The organism is Lysinibacillus sp. HST-98 (assembly GCF_016757845.1).
GTDB classification, from domain to species: Bacteria; Bacillota; Bacilli; order Bacillales_A; family Planococcaceae; genus Lysinibacillus; species Lysinibacillus capsici.
In genome coordinates this window covers 139,197-155,027 of record NZ_JAENHX010000002.1, presented here as the reverse complement: position 1 = coordinate 155,027, position 15,831 = coordinate 139,197, and the positions used below count along the sequence as shown (strand labels likewise).

At 38.2% G+C, this 15,831-nt stretch carries 17 protein-coding genes; 11 read left to right on the top strand and 6 right to left on the bottom strand.

Features of this window, described 5'->3' with window-relative positions; translation table 11 throughout:
- Nucleotides 1–11: 11 nt before the first annotated feature.
- Together JIN86_RS06260 and JIN86_RS06255 are read right to left on the bottom strand one after the other, a co-directional pair.
- On the bottom strand, nt 12–557 hold the full coding sequence (locus tag JIN86_RS06260) for a GNAT family N-acetyltransferase (protein ID WP_202341480.1): 546 nt from the start codon (nt 555–557) through the stop codon (nt 12–14).
- A 17-nt stretch (nt 558–574) separates the two neighbouring features.
- Entirely contained in the window at nt 575–1,399 is an 825-nt protein-coding gene (locus tag JIN86_RS06255; RefSeq protein ID WP_004232551.1) for a methyl-accepting chemotaxis protein, read from the bottom strand.
- A gap of 298 nt (nt 1,400–1,697) precedes the next feature.
- On the opposite strand from JIN86_RS06255, the gene JIN86_RS06250 reads away from it, so the two are divergent.
- Together JIN86_RS06250 and JIN86_RS06245 are read left to right on the top strand one after the other, a co-directional pair.
- Entirely contained in the window at nt 1,698–2,897 is a 1,200-nt protein-coding gene (locus JIN86_RS06250) for an MFS transporter (RefSeq protein WP_004232553.1), read from the top strand.
- Between the two features lie 14 nt (nt 2,898–2,911).
- Nucleotides 2,912–3,640: a sulfite exporter TauE/SafE family protein gene (locus JIN86_RS06245; RefSeq protein ID WP_004232556.1), complete on the top strand. Its 729-nt coding sequence runs from the start codon at nt 2,912–2,914 to the stop codon at nt 3,638–3,640.
- Between the two features lie 52 nt (nt 3,641–3,692).
- Here JIN86_RS06245 and JIN86_RS06240 read toward each other — a convergent pair whose 3' ends face one another.
- From JIN86_RS06240 to JIN86_RS06230, 3 genes are all read right to left on the bottom strand, one after another.
- Nucleotides 3,693–4,475, bottom strand: a complete 783-nt coding sequence (locus JIN86_RS06240) for an enoyl-ACP reductase FabI (RefSeq protein WP_004232559.1) — start codon at nt 4,473–4,475, stop codon at nt 3,693–3,695.
- 164 nt (nt 4,476–4,639) lie between these two features.
- On the bottom strand, nt 4,640–5,233 hold the full coding sequence (locus JIN86_RS06235; protein WP_202341479.1) for a hypothetical protein: 594 nt from the start codon (nt 5,231–5,233) through the stop codon (nt 4,640–4,642).
- Nucleotides 5,234–5,368: 135 nt separating this feature from the next.
- Nucleotides 5,369–5,617, bottom strand: a complete 249-nt coding sequence (locus JIN86_RS06230; RefSeq protein ID WP_004232564.1) for a ferredoxin — start codon at nt 5,615–5,617, stop codon at nt 5,369–5,371.
- A gap of 104 nt (nt 5,618–5,721) precedes the next feature.
- On the opposite strand from JIN86_RS06230, the gene JIN86_RS06225 reads away from it, so the two are divergent.
- From JIN86_RS06225 to JIN86_RS06195, 7 genes are all read left to right on the top strand, one after another.
- Nucleotides 5,722–6,753 carry a YpbB family protein gene (locus JIN86_RS06225; RefSeq protein WP_004232566.1) on the top strand — a complete coding sequence of 344 codons (1,032 nt, stop codon included), beginning with the start codon at nt 5,722–5,724 and terminating at the stop codon, nt 6,751–6,753.
- Complete coding sequence (locus JIN86_RS06220; RefSeq protein WP_004232568.1) at nt 6,754–8,196, top strand: RecQ family ATP-dependent DNA helicase; 1,443 nt, start codon at nt 6,754–6,756, stop codon at nt 8,194–8,196. It begins immediately after the preceding gene.
- A gap of 86 nt (nt 8,197–8,282) precedes the next feature.
- Nucleotides 8,283–9,026, top strand: a complete 744-nt coding sequence (locus JIN86_RS06215; RefSeq protein WP_202341478.1) for a LysM peptidoglycan-binding domain-containing protein — start codon at nt 8,283–8,285, stop codon at nt 9,024–9,026.
- Nucleotides 9,027–9,168: 142 nt separating this feature from the next.
- Nucleotides 9,169–9,927, top strand: coding sequence for a metallophosphoesterase (locus tag JIN86_RS06210; RefSeq protein WP_202341477.1), 759 nt, complete (start codon nt 9,169–9,171; stop codon nt 9,925–9,927).
- A gap of 113 nt (nt 9,928–10,040) precedes the next feature.
- Nucleotides 10,041–11,006 (top strand): YpdA family putative bacillithiol disulfide reductase, encoded by a 966-nt coding sequence (locus tag JIN86_RS06205; protein WP_004232575.1) that lies wholly within the window; start codon nt 10,041–10,043, stop codon nt 11,004–11,006.
- Between the two features lie 58 nt (nt 11,007–11,064).
- Nucleotides 11,065–11,625 (top strand): glycerol-3-phosphate acyltransferase, encoded by a 561-nt coding sequence (locus tag JIN86_RS06200; RefSeq protein ID WP_004232578.1) that lies wholly within the window; start codon nt 11,065–11,067, stop codon nt 11,623–11,625.
- A gap of 5 nt (nt 11,626–11,630) precedes the next feature.
- Nucleotides 11,631–13,172, top strand: a complete 1,542-nt coding sequence (locus JIN86_RS06195; RefSeq protein WP_202341476.1) for a GNAT family N-acetyltransferase — start codon at nt 11,631–11,633, stop codon at nt 13,170–13,172.
- A gap of 8 nt (nt 13,173–13,180) precedes the next feature.
- Here JIN86_RS06195 and JIN86_RS06190 read toward each other — a convergent pair whose 3' ends face one another.
- Entirely contained in the window at nt 13,181–14,149 is a 969-nt protein-coding gene (locus JIN86_RS06190) for an asparaginase (protein WP_009370799.1), read from the bottom strand.
- An 83-nt stretch (nt 14,150–14,232) separates the two neighbouring features.
- On the opposite strand from JIN86_RS06190, the gene prsW reads away from it, so the two are divergent.
- Both prsW and sleB read left to right on the top strand, forming a co-directional pair.
- Nucleotides 14,233–14,907, top strand: coding sequence for a glutamic-type intramembrane protease PrsW (prsW, locus tag JIN86_RS06185; protein ID WP_004232588.1), 675 nt, complete (start codon nt 14,233–14,235; stop codon nt 14,905–14,907).
- 98 nt (nt 14,908–15,005) lie between these two features.
- Nucleotides 15,006–15,821, top strand: a complete 816-nt coding sequence (gene sleB / locus JIN86_RS06180) for a spore cortex-lytic enzyme (RefSeq protein WP_004232594.1) — start codon at nt 15,006–15,008, stop codon at nt 15,819–15,821.
- Nucleotides 15,822–15,831: the final 10 nt, after the last annotated feature.

Below are 15,831 nucleotides of genomic sequence, written 5' to 3'. Positions count from 1 at the left end.
AGGTCGTTTTTTTATTGTTGTTGCTGCCATTCACTTACAAGCATGCCATAAATAACGTGATTTACATAATGATCGTAGAGCCATTCTGCAGCTCGAATGGTTCCTTCTTGCATGAACCCAAGACGTTCTGGGATTGCGCGACTTTTGTGGTTGGCTTCGGCAACACGAATTTCAACCTTATGAAGCTTCAATGTTTGAAAGGCATATTCTAATAAAGCTTTTACCGTTTTCGTCATGATGCCATGCCCTTGTGCTCCTTCGCTCAACCAATAGCCAATAGTGCCTATTTTATTGCTCGGGTTAATCGCGTTAAAGCCTGCAATGCCAACAATTTCATTTTTAAAGAGAATGACCAGGGAGAGGCTACTGTTCGCTTCATGCCCCTTAATACAGCCATCAATATAGGCTTTTGTATCCGCCAGTTCTTTCGTGAAATCCAGCCATGGTAGCCATTCTTTCAGATATTCCCTCGAGGCATCCGTTAATGCAAAAACCTTCTCTGCATCCTCAGGTGTGATCATCCGTAAAACTAAATCTTGGTTCATGGTAATCTGCATTATTGTTCACCTCATTTTTATTTTAATGCATTGTGCATAAAGCCTTTCATTTCTCGGCTAAGTAAAGTTAATTCTTCTATAATTTCGCTGAAATCCTGTACGAGCTGTGCTTGCTCATTTGTTGCATCATTGATTTGTCCCATATTTTGCTTGAGATTATCAAGATTTCTATTGATATTTCGTAATGATGATTCTATATTTTCGGTAGCACTAGATGTCTCAAAGGACAGTTTTCGAACTTCTTGTGCCACAATATTAAAGCCAGCCCCATGCTGTCCAGCACGTGCAGCCTCGATGGATGCATTTAAACCTAGTAAATTAGTTTGGCGAGATATACTTTTAATTAAATCTGTCACGGCATTTGTTTTTTCAGAGTCCTCTAGGGCATGCTGTGCCTGCTTATTAATTTCCTCACTAGTGGCCGCTAATTCCTCAGAATGAGAAGCGATGGTATGTACTTTATCCTGTAGACTGTTGACGATTTTATCCATCGTAGCCATATAATCTTCAAGTTTGAGCTCATTATCTATTGGTAAGCCAAAAGCTAATGCACCTACTACTTGACCATTTTCACGAATGGGGAATGAAAAAGCATTGATTGCTACACCGTAAACATCCTCTGGTATCACCACATCTGCATTTTGTCCATTAAAGGCGATGAAAACATTTTGGTCATTAGCGTTAACTTTTTGTCCATCATGGTAGCCGGAATCTACACGTTTACCTGCTAAATATTTAACGACTGTTTCACTTTCCTTTTCAACAACAGCTACAATGGCTTCTTGCTTTAATGCTAGATGAATATAAGGTGTTGCGAGGGCTAAAGCTTCAATAATTTTCATAAAAATTCCTCCAAGTCTCGTCAATGAAAATGGTTGTGTCATCTGTCTTCATTGTGACAATGGTTCTAGATGATTACTTTTACTGTAGCACAATATTTGCCAAGTCAAAATAACTATTTATTTTTTATTAAAAGACGTTTAAATAAATTTAATATGCTTTTATTTGTCAATTATTTTTTGTGATTCATAGGTGGAAAAGTAGGTTTTTTTGTCTAAATTTTGACAAGGAGAAGTGTGTTTTGCGAAATATTGTATTAGAATAATAGTAGCATGTGGAAGAAGTGAAGGAGAGAGTTTCATGGACTATATACAAAAGGGCACGAGAGCGTTTCATAAAGCGAATTGGGCCTTATTTTTAGCAGGCTTTATTACGTTTGCAAACCTATATGTAACGCAGCCATTACTACCAACATTTTCAGAAGCATTTCACGTCTCACCAGCTGTAGCAAGTTTATCTCTTTCAGTAACCACCTTTGCATTAGCGGTGAGTTTAATCATTGTCAGTTCGTTATCAGAAGCATGGGGACGAAAATCATTGATGACGATTTCTATTTTTGCAGCTTCTGTCCTGACCCTAGCTCTTGCATTTTCACCTAACTTTGAAACAATTTTAGTTTTGCGTGTTGTACAAGGCATCGTTTTTGCGGGTTTACCTGCCATCGCTATGGCTTATTTGGGAGAAGAAATGGAACCAGCGAGTTTAGGGGTTGCCATGGGCTTATATATTAGCGGTAATTCAGTAGGGGGACTTAGTGGACGAGTTATTATTGGTACCTTAACGGACCATTATAACTGGCATACAGGCATGATGGTGCTAGGAGGAATCAGCCTGCTAGTTAGTTTATTGTTTGTCTGGATGTTACCAAGCTCCAAACATTTCAGCGCGCGACCTTTACAATTAAAAGCATTGACCAAAACCCTACTGCAACATTTAAGAGATCCTTCTATGCTGTGTCTTTATGGGATGGGGTTTCTTTTAATGGGAAGCTTTGTCACACTTTATAATTATATTGGCTTTAAACTAATGGCGCCTCCCTATAATTTAAGTGCTACAATTGTAGGTTGGATATTTGTCATTTATTTAGTTGGAACATTTAGTTCAGCATGGTTTGGCAGTTTAGCTGATCGTTATGGTCGCCAACGAATGCTCTTACTGGCTATTGCCATTATGTTAGCTGGAGCTATAGTAACGCTTAACGGGCTTCTTACCTTAAAGATTATAGGAATAACAGTTTTTACCTTTGGCTTTTTTGCAGCTCATTCAATCGCAAGTGGCTGGGTGAGCAAGCGTGCATCCCATGATAAAGCACAAGCATCTTCTCTCTATTTATTTTTCTATTATTTTGGTTCAAGTGTTGGAGGAACAGTAGGAGGCGTTTTTTGGATGAAATATGGGTGGATGGGTGTTATCGTGATGATTGCTCTGTTTTTATTCATTGCTTGTATCCTATCATTTTTGTTAAAAAGATTGATTGTTAGACAACGTATCACAACATGATGTGAGGTGTCGTTTTGCAGGAATTACTTTTATATTTTTTCATTATCCTAGCAGCTTCTATTTTACAAACCAGTACAGGATTTGGTTTTTCCGTTATGGCTACGCCTTTTTTATTGTTGCTTTTTACACCACAAGAGGCGATGCAAATAAATATAATGCTGTCCCTTGTTATTTCGTTTTCTCTCATATGGAAGGTGAGACATGATATTGATGTAGCGTTGCTTAAAAAGGTGATGATCGGTAGTGTTGCAGGTGCTCCTTTTGGTAGTATACTCTTTGCCTTAGTCGATGTGACGACATTTAAGCTGCTCATCGCCATCCTTCTTATAGGGCTTACGTTTCTGTTGATTAAAAATCTCTCTATTCAACAAACAAGGAGTAGAGATTATGGCGTTGGTTTTATATCAGGTATGTTCACAACAAGTATTGGGATGGCTGGACCACCACTGTTGCTCTATTTTGCGAGCACACATAGAAATAAAGAAACCATTAGAGCTGTTTCACTAGCCTACTATATATTTATCTATCTTATTAGCTTACTTTCTCAAGTCATTTTTGAGGGTACAAGTAAAATGGTTTGGGTATATAGTATGTATGCTTTACCAATTGTTTTCTTAGGACTTATTTTTGGCCAAATGCTATTTACTCGATTAAATCAAAAATTGTTTAAAATCTTAATTTATTTTCTATTAGTAGCAGCAGGCTTAATTTTGTTGATCCAAAGTTTATGGTCAATGCTCTAAACAACAAAAAGAAGTATGGAAGGATGAAACATCCTCCCATACTTCTTTATTGTTAACCCATAATATTGTAGCCAGCGTCGATGTAGATCGTCTCACCAGTCACACCACGTGATAGGTGAGATAGCATAACAATCGTCATATCTGCTACTTCATCTTGTTGAACATTACGTTTTAAAGGAGCTGTTTCTTCAATTTTGTGTAAAATTGTGTTAAAGGAAGGAACACCTTTTGCAGCAAGTGTACGAATAGCACCAGCTGAGATAGCATTGACGCGAATATTATCTTGGCCAATATCAGCAGCAAGGTAGCGCATAGAAGCCTCTAATGCAGCTTTTGCAACGCCCATCACATTGTAGCCATCAAGTACGCGTTCTGCACCTAAGTAACTCATTGTAACGATAGAGCCACCCTCTGTCATGTATGGATGAGCTGCTTTTGCTGTGGAAATAAGTGAATAGGCGCTTGTATCTTGTGCGAATGCATAACCTTCTCGAGTTGTTTCAAGGAAGCGGTTGTGTAAATCTTCTGCATGCGCAAAAGCCACTGAATGGACAATCCCATGAATAACGCCAACCTTTGAGCCGATTTCTTCAAAAGCTGCTTTTGTGCTGTCGTCACTATTCACATCACATTGAACAACAAGAGAATCGGATTGTCCGATATTTTCTAATTGTTTTTGCAATTTTTTTAATGAACGTTCTTGACGATACGTAAAGATGACATTTGCACCAACGTCAAATAAACGTTTTGCAATGCCCCAAGCAATACTGCGATCATTTGCTACGCCCATGACAACAATGTTCTTATCTTTTAATTGTAATAAATTATCCATCATTATGAAGAACTCCTTTGTGAGATAATATCTGTTATTAGTACCAACTACTAAAATCTTATCATACATAAAATATCGTTGCAATAACAAGATGAAAAGAGAAGTAGTTTAGGGTGCAAAAAAAATTCATCTCTTTACAGTAGAGACGAATTGAAAAGTATGCTATTTTATTTTGTTACATAATGATTATACATATCTACTGCTCGATTAACAGCACTACTGACAGTGATTCGAAAGCAATTTTTTGACCGAATGACCTGTGCCAATATTTTGATTGCTCTTGTTTGATTTTTATGGAATAAAGCATTGTCAGTTTGAAAATCATCGTCTAAAAAGGCAAGATAATAAGGTATTCGGTTTTGTGGTTTTAACAAATCAGATTCTGCACTTTTTTCAAGTGTATTGTACACCCATAAATCGATGGCATTTCCTAAGTGGAAGGCCGCAAAATACTGAAAATCATCATTCTCACATTCTTTTATTTTTTGAATTATCCGAATTTTTTGAAGCTCATCTAATAAGAATGTATTGATGGAATAAGAGATGGCTTTAGAGGGATTGAAAATGAGCTCATCGGTCTGTTGCGATTTTAAGAAAACCCAGTTATTTAACACGTTTGCCCATGCGTCCACAGAATTCAAACATTTCGCACAAACATCTGGAAATATTGATTGCCACTTTGCAGCTAGATTTTTAAATCTATTCATATGGTCTTGATCAATATAAAATAAACTATGCTCAACTTGTAACTGCTCAAACATTCACATTCCTCCAATAGATTGGTATGTATAGCAATGGACCATATGCCTATTATCTTGATGCAAAAGATAGCAATTTTTTAATCAATAGAAGGCATCCCCTAAAGGATGCCTTTTAAGATATACATCAACTGAAGACTATTCAAATTTTAATGAGTCACCATCGAATGTTTCATCTGCTACTTTGATAGAGTCTGTTGGACAACCTTCAAAAGCGTCTTGCATATCTTCCAATAGATCCTCTGGAACTTCAGCAGTTCCCATGTTATCATCTAAAATAACGAAGGCAATGCCTTCATCATCATAATCATAAATGTCTGGCGCTGCGGCTCCACATGCGCCACAAGCGATGCATGTATCTTTATCAACTATTGTGTATTTAGCCATTTTATTCTCTCCTTTAGATGTTCCTATAAAGCTTCATACTCATTTTAAAGATGTTTATCTTACATTTCAACTTAAATACTATTAAATTGGAGGAATTTGCGTCAATGTTTCATCAAATTTTATTGCAAATCTTTCAAAAACTCAATAAAGAGCGGACGATTTCGGCTGCCTATCATGTCCTAAGAGGGAAGCGTTCAGGCCAGACGATTCAAGATATTGGTCTTTTTCAACTGCATCAATATTTTGGCCTATTGCCAAAACTCTCTCGTACTACATTTGATGAGGCTGTAAACTTATTTGTGCAGAATAGTTGGTTAAATGTGCAGGAATCTGGTCATTTTTACATGGAAACGCTAGGATTACAACGTGCACAACAAACGCCAACCTTTTTCTTTGATGGTTGGCACTATCGGGGAAATGAGCATGTGTTTTTTTCGAGGCTCTCTCTCATTGTACAAAGTTTGTCATATCAAGCCGCAGCCGTTCGTACCTTTTCACCGATTAGTAGAGATACAATGATTCAAGCGTGGGTGCGAACTTTTTTACAGGCATATCATTATAAGGAAGGTCATTTACAGCAGCAATTATTGACAGAATGTAATCATTTGCTAACTATTCTTCCTGTGTCAGATGCAAGCAAACAGCTTGTTCTGTATCGTTTAAGTGGTTATCAATTACCAGGATGGACGTGGCAACAACTTGCAGATGAACGGAAGGAAACTGTATTGGATAGTCAATTAGCTTTTATTGAAACCCTACATATATTATTAAATGAAGTGCATGCAAAAATCGATGATTACCCATTACTAGGGCATGTGGCAGAAGGATTAAAAGTTAAAATATTGCTAACAGATTCTGCACAACAAACCGCACAATTATATGAACAAGGTTATTCGATGGAGCAAATTGTTCATGTGAGAAAACTAAAGCAAAGTACAATTGAGGATCATTTTGTGGAATTAGCTATGTATGAACCGAACTTTTCTATTGGCCCATTCGTCTCCTATGATGAAGCTCAAAAAGTGTGGCAGGCATCGAAGCAGTATCAAACAAAAAAATTGAAAATATTACATGAAGCTTTAAACGATATGAGCTATTTTCAATTAAGGCTTGTCCTTGCGAAAGGAGAAGTATAAATGGAACTTGAACAATTATTGTATAAGCATTTTGGTTATTCATCATTTCGACCAGGACAGAAAGAAGTCATTGAGGCCTTACTGCAAGAACAAGATGTTATTGCGTTATTGCCAACGGGAATGGGAAAATCACTCTGCTATCAGCTACCAGCCTATACACTAGAGAAGCCTGTACTAATTGTTTCACCATTACTCTCATTAATGCAGGATCAAGTAGAAGAGCTGAAGCGTTTTGGGGAAAAGAGGGTGGTAGCTTTAAATTCCTTTTTATCGCTAACAGAGAAACGTTATGTATTACATTATTTAGAGCAATATCGTTTTATTTTTACTTCCCCAGAGATGCTGCTCCAGCAACAGGTACAAGAGAAACTGACGCAGATGAAGCTAGGTTTAATCGTAGTAGATGAGGCACATTGTATCTCACAATGGGGCTTTGATTTTCGACCAGATTATTTACGAATAGGTGACTGGCTATCGAGAGAGAATCGTCCGCCAATTTTGGCATTATCTGCCACAGCAACAAAGAAGGTTGTTCGAGATATACGGGAAACTTTATCTCTCAAAGCTCCATTCGAGTTTATGTATAATGTTGACCGCCCAAATATTCATCTAGGTCGTGTAGTAGTGGAGGATAAGGCTGATAAAGCTAGATGGCTCATGCGCCATGTTACGGAAACGGCAGGACCTGGTATTTTATATGTTTCCTCACGTAAACGAGCGCAACAATATAGCGAAGCCTTATTACAAGCGGGCGTTCGTGTTGCTGCGTATCATGCTGGCTATGGGGTGGAGGACCGTCAATTTATTCAACAGCAATTTATAGCTGGTGAACTTGATTGGATTGTTGCAACAAATGCTTTTGGCATGGGCATTAATAAGCTTGATATACGGCAGGTCATTCATGAATCCATGCCTGCCAATATAGCGAATTATATGCAGGAGATTGGACGTGCAGGGCGGGATGGTCACTCTGCACTTGCTATATTACTGTATGCTGAAGGTGATGAGGAGCTGGCTAAATTTGTTGTGACAGGCGATTTACCAACTTTACATCATGTTGACCGCTATCAGGAGCTGCTATCTCAGCAAATACAGCCAATCCAAATGCTGAAAAATGGGGAGTTAAGTGAGACAGCCTTCCGTGTGTTAGACTATTGGCTGCAGCGAGAGTCTTCGGAACAAGTGAAGGTCCGATTAAATCATTTAGCACTAGAGAAATACAATGCAGTGAATGAAATGCTTCAAATCATACAGACAAAAGACTGTATTCGTGAACATTTAGTCGGGTATTTTGGGCAAAAATTGCAGAAAAAGCCGGAAAACTGTTGTGAAAATTGTGGAATCCATTATGATGTAATCAAGAAAGTACGCTTAAAAGAGAAAAAGAAAGTAGAAATGGCAACGTGGGAAAGTCGATTGCAACAACTATTAATGGGTAATTAGACTAGAACTGACGGTCATTTACTTTTTTCGTAAAATTCGTCATAATAGAGATGATAGAAAGCGTAGTAAGGTTGGGGGAAAGGCGAATGAATAAAGAAGATTATCGCGATAAAATAGAAGAGCATCGTCAATCATTTGAAGATGAGCAAAAAGAACAGCAATCCTTATCAAGAGTTTCCAGAATGAATAAAAACGGTAATAAAAACAAAAAGCCCAAAAATTCGAAACGTAAGACACCATTAATGACGATTCTTTTTGTTATTTTTATCTTGATACCATTAACAATTCTTATTTATTTTTGGAAATTTTATGAACCTGGAAAAACAATTGAACAAGCCGAAAAGGATACAGCTGAACAGGTTGTCGAATTAGATCCTTCAGAAGCATCTGCGTCAGATAAGGATAAAGATAAGGATAAAGATGATAAGGGTCAAGACGCTCAGGGGGATAAGAAGGCTCAAGAGCAATCTCAAAAAGATGCTGATAAATTAGCAGCTGAGCAAAAAGCTGCTGAAGAAGCGAAAAAGGCTCAAGAGGCGAAAAAGGCAGAGGAAGCAAAAAAAGCCGAAGAAGCTCGAAAAGCTGAAGAAGCAAGAATAGCTCAACAACAAGCAGAGGCAGCAAGAAAAGCAGAAGAGGCTAGAAAAGCGGAAGAAGCAAAACAAAATGCTAAAGCAACGACACATACTGTAAAAGCAAATGAGAACTTATACCGAATTGCATTAAATCACTATGGCGATGGCAGTGAAGCGACTTTAGCTAAAATTCGTGCTGCTAATGGGATGTCCTCTAATACTGTAATGGTGGGGCAAGTCATTAAGTTACCTTAATAGAATTTTTTTCGTTATATAGTTTTTCTAGTATAAAATTACAGACAAACGTTCACACCAAAACGTACGTCTGATTTAGCAAAAAGGCGATTCGTTTTTTTAGAAGAATCGCCTTTTTGCTGTCGTAAGGAGAAGTGAGAAAATGCTATATTTAGGGCTATTTCTTTTGGTAGTCACCGCCCTTCTACTTTATATGTGGAAGGTGGCACATGAAAATAATGTATTGTCTCACCAGCTTTCATTACAGGGTGAACAGGAGAAGGTACGATTATTTTTTATTTCAGATGTTCATTTACGTAAAATAAGTAAGAAAATGATTGCACAGATACAGGGACATCATTTTGATGCAGTAATTATTGGCGGTGATTTTGCGGATAGCCGTACACCGATTGATCGTATTCATGAAAATTTATCATTATTAACGTCCCTTGGGCCAACCTATTTTATTTGGGGCAATAATGACAGAGAAATTGGGGAAGAAAGACTGAAGGACATTTTACAGGCATACCATGTTCAAATTATTGTCAATGATGCCGTACACCTGCCGCTTAAAAATTGCTTTTGGTTAAGCGCCATTGAGGATACAACCGTAAAAGAATATAGTTTTGAAAAAGCTTTTGCAAAGATAGGAGAGCAGGATTTCGTTGTTTTCATCGCTCATAATCCAGAGGTTTTTGCGAAAGTTCGGGCTAAGTTCCGTGCGGATTTAATGATGGGGGGACATTTACACGGAGGGCAAATCCGATTCGGCCCATATGGTGTCCATCCAAATGGTTCCTACCGTCAGCGTGATGGTGTCATGACATTAGTAAGCAATGGCTATGGGACGACATTAGTACCTTTTCGATTTGGTGCAAAGCCCCAATGTCATATAATTGACATTGATATTTCGAGTAAATAAACAACCAAAACGTGTGAGAAGGCGTATAATAAAAAGGTATCGTTTATTCTATGATAATGTGAAAGCATGGAACAGCAATTTTTGCTGTTCAAATTCGATTGGAGTGTCAAGAAATGCAGCAAGCAGATGCAATTATTGTTGGAGGAGGCCCATGTGGCTTAGCAGCAGCAATAGCTTTGCAAAATATTGGTTTACAACCTATTGTGATTGAAAAAGGAAATATCGTCAATGCCATCTATCATTACCCTACACATCAAACATTTTTTAGTACGAGTGAACGGTTAGCCATTGGTGATGTACCATTTATTATTGAAGGACGTAAGCCAAAACGCAATCAAGCCCTTGTCTACTACCGCGAGGTCGTCCGTTTAAAAAATATACAAGTTAATCGCTTCGAAAAAGTACAAAATGTTGTAAAAAATAATGATTTGTTCACGGTTACCTCCGATAAGGAAATATATGAAACGCCCTATGTTGTCATTGCAACAGGTTATTATGATCATCCGAATTATTTAAATATCCATGGTGAGCAGTTACCTAAAGTTTTCCATTACTTTAAAGAGGGCCATGAATTTTTTGATACGGATGTTCTAGTTATAGGTGGCAAAAATTCAGCGATAGATGCCGCGTTAGAATTAAATAAAGCCGGTGCTCGTGTAACCGTAGCCTATCGTGGTAGCGAATACTCTTCAAGCATCAAGCCATGGGTATTACCCGAATTTGAAGGGGTAGTCAAAACTGGAGAAGTTGACATGCTTTTTAATACAAATGTATTGGAAATACGAGAGCACGAAGTAGTTTTAGAAGTAGAGGGCCAAGAGAAAGTAGTAAAAAATGATTTCGTTTTTGCTATGACTGGCTATCATCCTGATCACTCCTTTATCAAAGCGATGGGAGTGGAGATAGAGGAAGAAACGGGTCGTCCATATGTTACGCCTGAAACAATGGAAACCAATGTTGAAGGACTATTCATTGCAGGTGTTATTGCAGCAGGAAATAATGCCAATGAAATTTTTATTGAAAATGGTCGTTTCCATGGCGAATGTATCGCCCGAACTATTGAGCAGAGAAAAAAATAACGATCGAGGCTGTATAGGCATGTAGCTTATACAGCCTTTTTAGCAAGGAGGCAACTCAATGATTGGCTTGTATTGGCTCTTGAGTTATTTAATAGGCAACATCTTGACGGCTTATTTCGTTGGTAAGATATACGGTGTCAATTTGCAGGAAGAGCGGAGTAAAAATTTAGGCGCACGTAATGCAGGAAGTGTGATTGGGAAAACAGCATTTATTTTGACGCTTCTTGGCGATTCATTAAAAGGTGTACTTGTTGTCGGATTAGGACGCATGTGGCAATTGGAAGAATGGGTCGTTATTGGCGGAGCTGCATGGGTGATAATAGGGCATCTATTTCCGATCTGGCTGAAATGGAACGGAGGAAAAGGTGTAGCTACTTTTATTGGTGTGGGTCTTGCCTTATCGCCAAGTCTTTTTTTATGGATGATCATTGGTACAGCACTTATATCTGCATTTACTAGAAGTCTGACACTTGGCATGGTTGGTGGCTTTGTTTTTTATATAGCCGCAATTATACAAGCAGGGAAATTAGAGCCATATGGACTTTTAATCATGGCAATCGTGTGTATGCTTATTAAGCATATGTCTAATATTCAGGAATCATTGAAAAGAGGGAAGTGAAGGAAATGTATTGGTGTAAAATTGCCAAGACAAATGAGGAATTTGAGGCGATTGCTCGATTGAATTATGAAACATTTGTTGAAGAAATTCCTCAGCATGAGGTGAATGCATCGCGAAAAAAAGTTGACCGATTTCATCAAGAGAATACCTATGTCGTTGTTTATAAGCAAACAGAATTAATTGGCATGGTGGCGTTCAGAGATCAACGACCATTTTCTATTGATGAAAAGATTGGTAAGGTCGAGCAGTATTTATCAAAGGAAAATTGTGAGAAGCTTTGTGAAATTCGTTTGCTTTCCGTGAAGAAAGGTTATCGAACGGGTCGAGTTCTATTAAAGCTTACTCAGGCCTTAACTACATTTGCCTACGAAAAAGGCTATTCTGCGGCAGTGATTTCAGGTACAACGAGAGAGGAAAAACTATATAAGCAGATGGGTTTTAAGCAGTTTGCACCAGCTGTCGGGGAAGAGGGTGCGATGTTTTTACCGATGGTGCTCACTAGGCATGAATTTGAACAATCATTACAACATAGACTAACGACGGAACCCTCTACATTTTATCCTGGACCAGTGAAGCAATTAGAGACAATTGCTTATTCAGATGTATCACATCGTTCATTAGCTTTTTATGCACTTTATGAACGCGTGCAGAAGAAGTTGCTGCATTTATCGAAGGCAAATCATGTTGGTGTAATTGTAGGGACGGGAACGCTAGCAAATGAAGTAATGCTTGCACAACTAAAGGCACAGCAATTAGGAAAAGGGCTTATTCTAACAAATGGAGAATTCGGTGAGCGTTTACGGAAGCAAGCCGCTCGTTGGTCATTACAGTTTGAGGTGGTAGAAAAAGAGTGGGGAACGGTATTTGATGACAAAGAACTGGCTTCAAAGCTTGATACGGGGTCTTATCAGTGGATGTTGGCAGTGCATGGTGAGACTTCCACGGGAACTTGTAATAACTTAGATATTCTTAAAAAGCTTGCTATACAATACAATGTAAAGTTATGTATAGATTGTATTAGTTCGTTCGGTGCCATGCCGTTTTCTTTACAGGACTGCTATTTAGCTACGGCTGTGAGTGGTAAGGCCATTGGTGCGTTAAGTGGGCTAGCATTTGTATTTTCGCAATCACTTGTACCCTCATCTGCCGCTCTACCTGCTTATCTTGATTTAGCAAATTATCAGCAAGGTACCGTACCATTTACATTACCTGCTGTATTATTAAGTAATGTGGAGAAGGCATTGCAAGCCTATCCAGCACGTTATGAGCAGCTACAGCAGCGCTTTCAATCACTGCTGCAGCTACCAATCATGCAATTTCAATATCCAACAATTCAATATCCGATGCTGATAACGGTTCAATTGCCTAATACTTATGCTAACCTACTTATTGATTTAGCATTAAACGGACTATTCGTTCATGGTGAAAGCCAGTATTTACGCCAAAAGAATTTCATTCAATTTTCTGTAATACAACCAGATTTTGATGAAGCTTGTGCTCGACTTAGCGAGATACTGAGCTATTATGAACAGGTGATCGAGATGTGAGGAAAATATTACAGGAAAAAGTCCTTTAAATTTAAAGGCGAGCCAGTTGTGTTTAGGCCTATTAATAATTTTAAGCGTGCCTTTTGGCCATTAATACCTGTGGCGAATATGGCGCCTAAATCTTCTAGCATTTTACCACCACCCACATAGCCATAAACACCTTCTGCGATTCCATTAAAGCAGCGGGAAACAAGTACAACTGGGATGTCTCGCTGTATAAGGCTTTCAATTCCCTTTACAACAGATGGCGGGACATTCCCTTGACCTAGTCCTTCTAGCACAACACCATCATATTTACATGCAAGCACGACATCCAATAAATCTTCTTCCATACCGGCATACACTTTTAGCATTGCGACACGCTTGGATAAATTGTTAACATCTACATATTGTCGACGAATTGGTGCGTGATGGAATAAGATTCGGGATTTAGTAATAAGTCCAATCGGTCCATATTGTGGAGATTGGAAAGTATTTACTGAACTTGTGCTTGTTTTTGTTGTATTTACAGCAAGATGAACCTCATCATTCATCACAACAAGCACACCTTTATCACGGGCTTCTTCATCAACAGCTACTCGGACTGCCTCCACTAAATTATAAATCCCATCTGCTCCAAGTTCGTTAGATGAACGCATAGCTCCTGTTAGCACAATAGGAATGGCTAAATTCGTTGTTAGCTCTAAGAAATAGGCGGTTTCTTCCAATGTATCTGTACCGTGTGTGATGACCACACCGTCAATTGGCTGTGCGTCAATTTGTTCCAAAATCAAGTTACGCAATAAAAGCATCTCTTTCGGTGTAATATGTGGAGAAGGAAGATTAAAAGCTTCTATTTCTATAATGCTTGCTAGTGAAGCCAGTTTATTACTTTCCTTCATTAGAGGATTTTCCTTATTTGGCATGACCGCTCCTTCAGCACTCATTGCCATGGAGATTGTGCCGCCAGTATGAATTAATAAAATTGTTTTTTTCATAAAAAATAAATCTCCTTTTAAAAAGTTTTTTTGTCATTACATGGTATAATAATAGCAGTCTATTGTTGAAAGGAGCCGGCATCATGATCATTTTATTATCTGCTGCCATTGCTCCCGGTCTAGCGCTTTTTAGTTATTTCTATTTGCGCAATCAGATGGCTACGGAGCCAAGAAGAACTTTACTACAAACGTTTTTATACGGCGCATTTTTAACGTTCCCAATCATGTTTTTACAGTATGTATTAACAGAGGAAGGGGTTTTTCGATATCTTTATCTTCAAGACGTACTATTTTCAAGTGTCATTGAAGAATTTTTTAAATGGTTTGTGCTATTAATTGCCATCTATAATCATATAGAATTTGATGACCCTTACGATGGTATATTGTATGGGGCAAGCATTTCGCTCGGCTTTGCTACAATTGAAAATGTTCTTTATCTACTTTCATTTGGCTTAGACACGGCATTTATGCGAGCCTTATTACCAGTATCAAGTCATGCTTTGTTCGGTGTCGTAATGGGCTATTATTATGGACGGGCTAAGTTTTCGAAACTTGTTAAGACAAAAGAAATGATTGCTATGGCGCTTTGTGCACCAGTCGTACTTCACATTCTATACAATACAATATTATCATTCAAAGGTCACTGGGTTTATTTAATGATTCCTTTTATGTTGTTTTTATGGTGGTTTGGCTTGCGCAAAGTGAAGCTTGCACATTATCATCTGGTGCAGCATTTGCATATGCAAAAGAAAATATAAAGCGTAGAAATCGTCAAAGATTTCTACGCTTTATTTCATTTTTATCATGTATAAATTACTCCTTTTGTTTCAAGCTATAAAAAAAAGGAGTGATAAAAGTGCGTTTAGTAAGCATACTTTTTGCTTTGATATTAGGAATTAGTATAATTGCGATTCCTCAAAATGATGCGAATGCATTTAGCGATCAGCAAATTACTCGGGGTGCCTATGGAGATGATGTCGTTGAATTGCAAGCGAGGCTACAATACTTAGGTTTTTATAAGAGTAAAATTGATGGCAAATTTGGCTACAACACATACTGGGCTTTACGTAATTTCCAAGAAAATTATGGGTTACCAGTAGACGGAATTGCAGGCGCTAAGACAAAGAAAGCATTAACGGGCAATTCAGATTATGATGAAAAATGGGTGAAAGCTCAATTAAATGCAGGGAATCAATTTACTTATTATGGGGGGAAGCCTCTTGATCAGCAAGTGAAAAAGAATACTAGTGGTGGCACTAGCAATAGTAGTGGAAGTAGTAATAATAATGGAACACAGACACAAGTCCCTCCCAAATATACAGAACGTGATTTACAACTAATGGCGAATGCGGTATATGGAGAGGCAAGGGGAGAACCATATGAAGGACAAGTAGCAGTTGCTGCAGTTATTTTGAATCGTTTGGAAAGCCCAGATTTCCCGAATACTATTTCGGGTATCATTTTCCAACCGTTAGCATTTACGGCCGTTGCAGATGGACAAATTTGGCTTGAGCCAAATGAGCGAGCAAAAGAAGCGGTTATTGATGCCATGAACGGCTGGGACCCTTCAGAAAATGCATTGTATTATTTCAATCCAAAAACTGCAACGAGCAAATGGATTTGGTCACGTCCACAAATCAAACAAATTGGAGAGCATATTTTCTGTTCATAGAAAGGAGGAA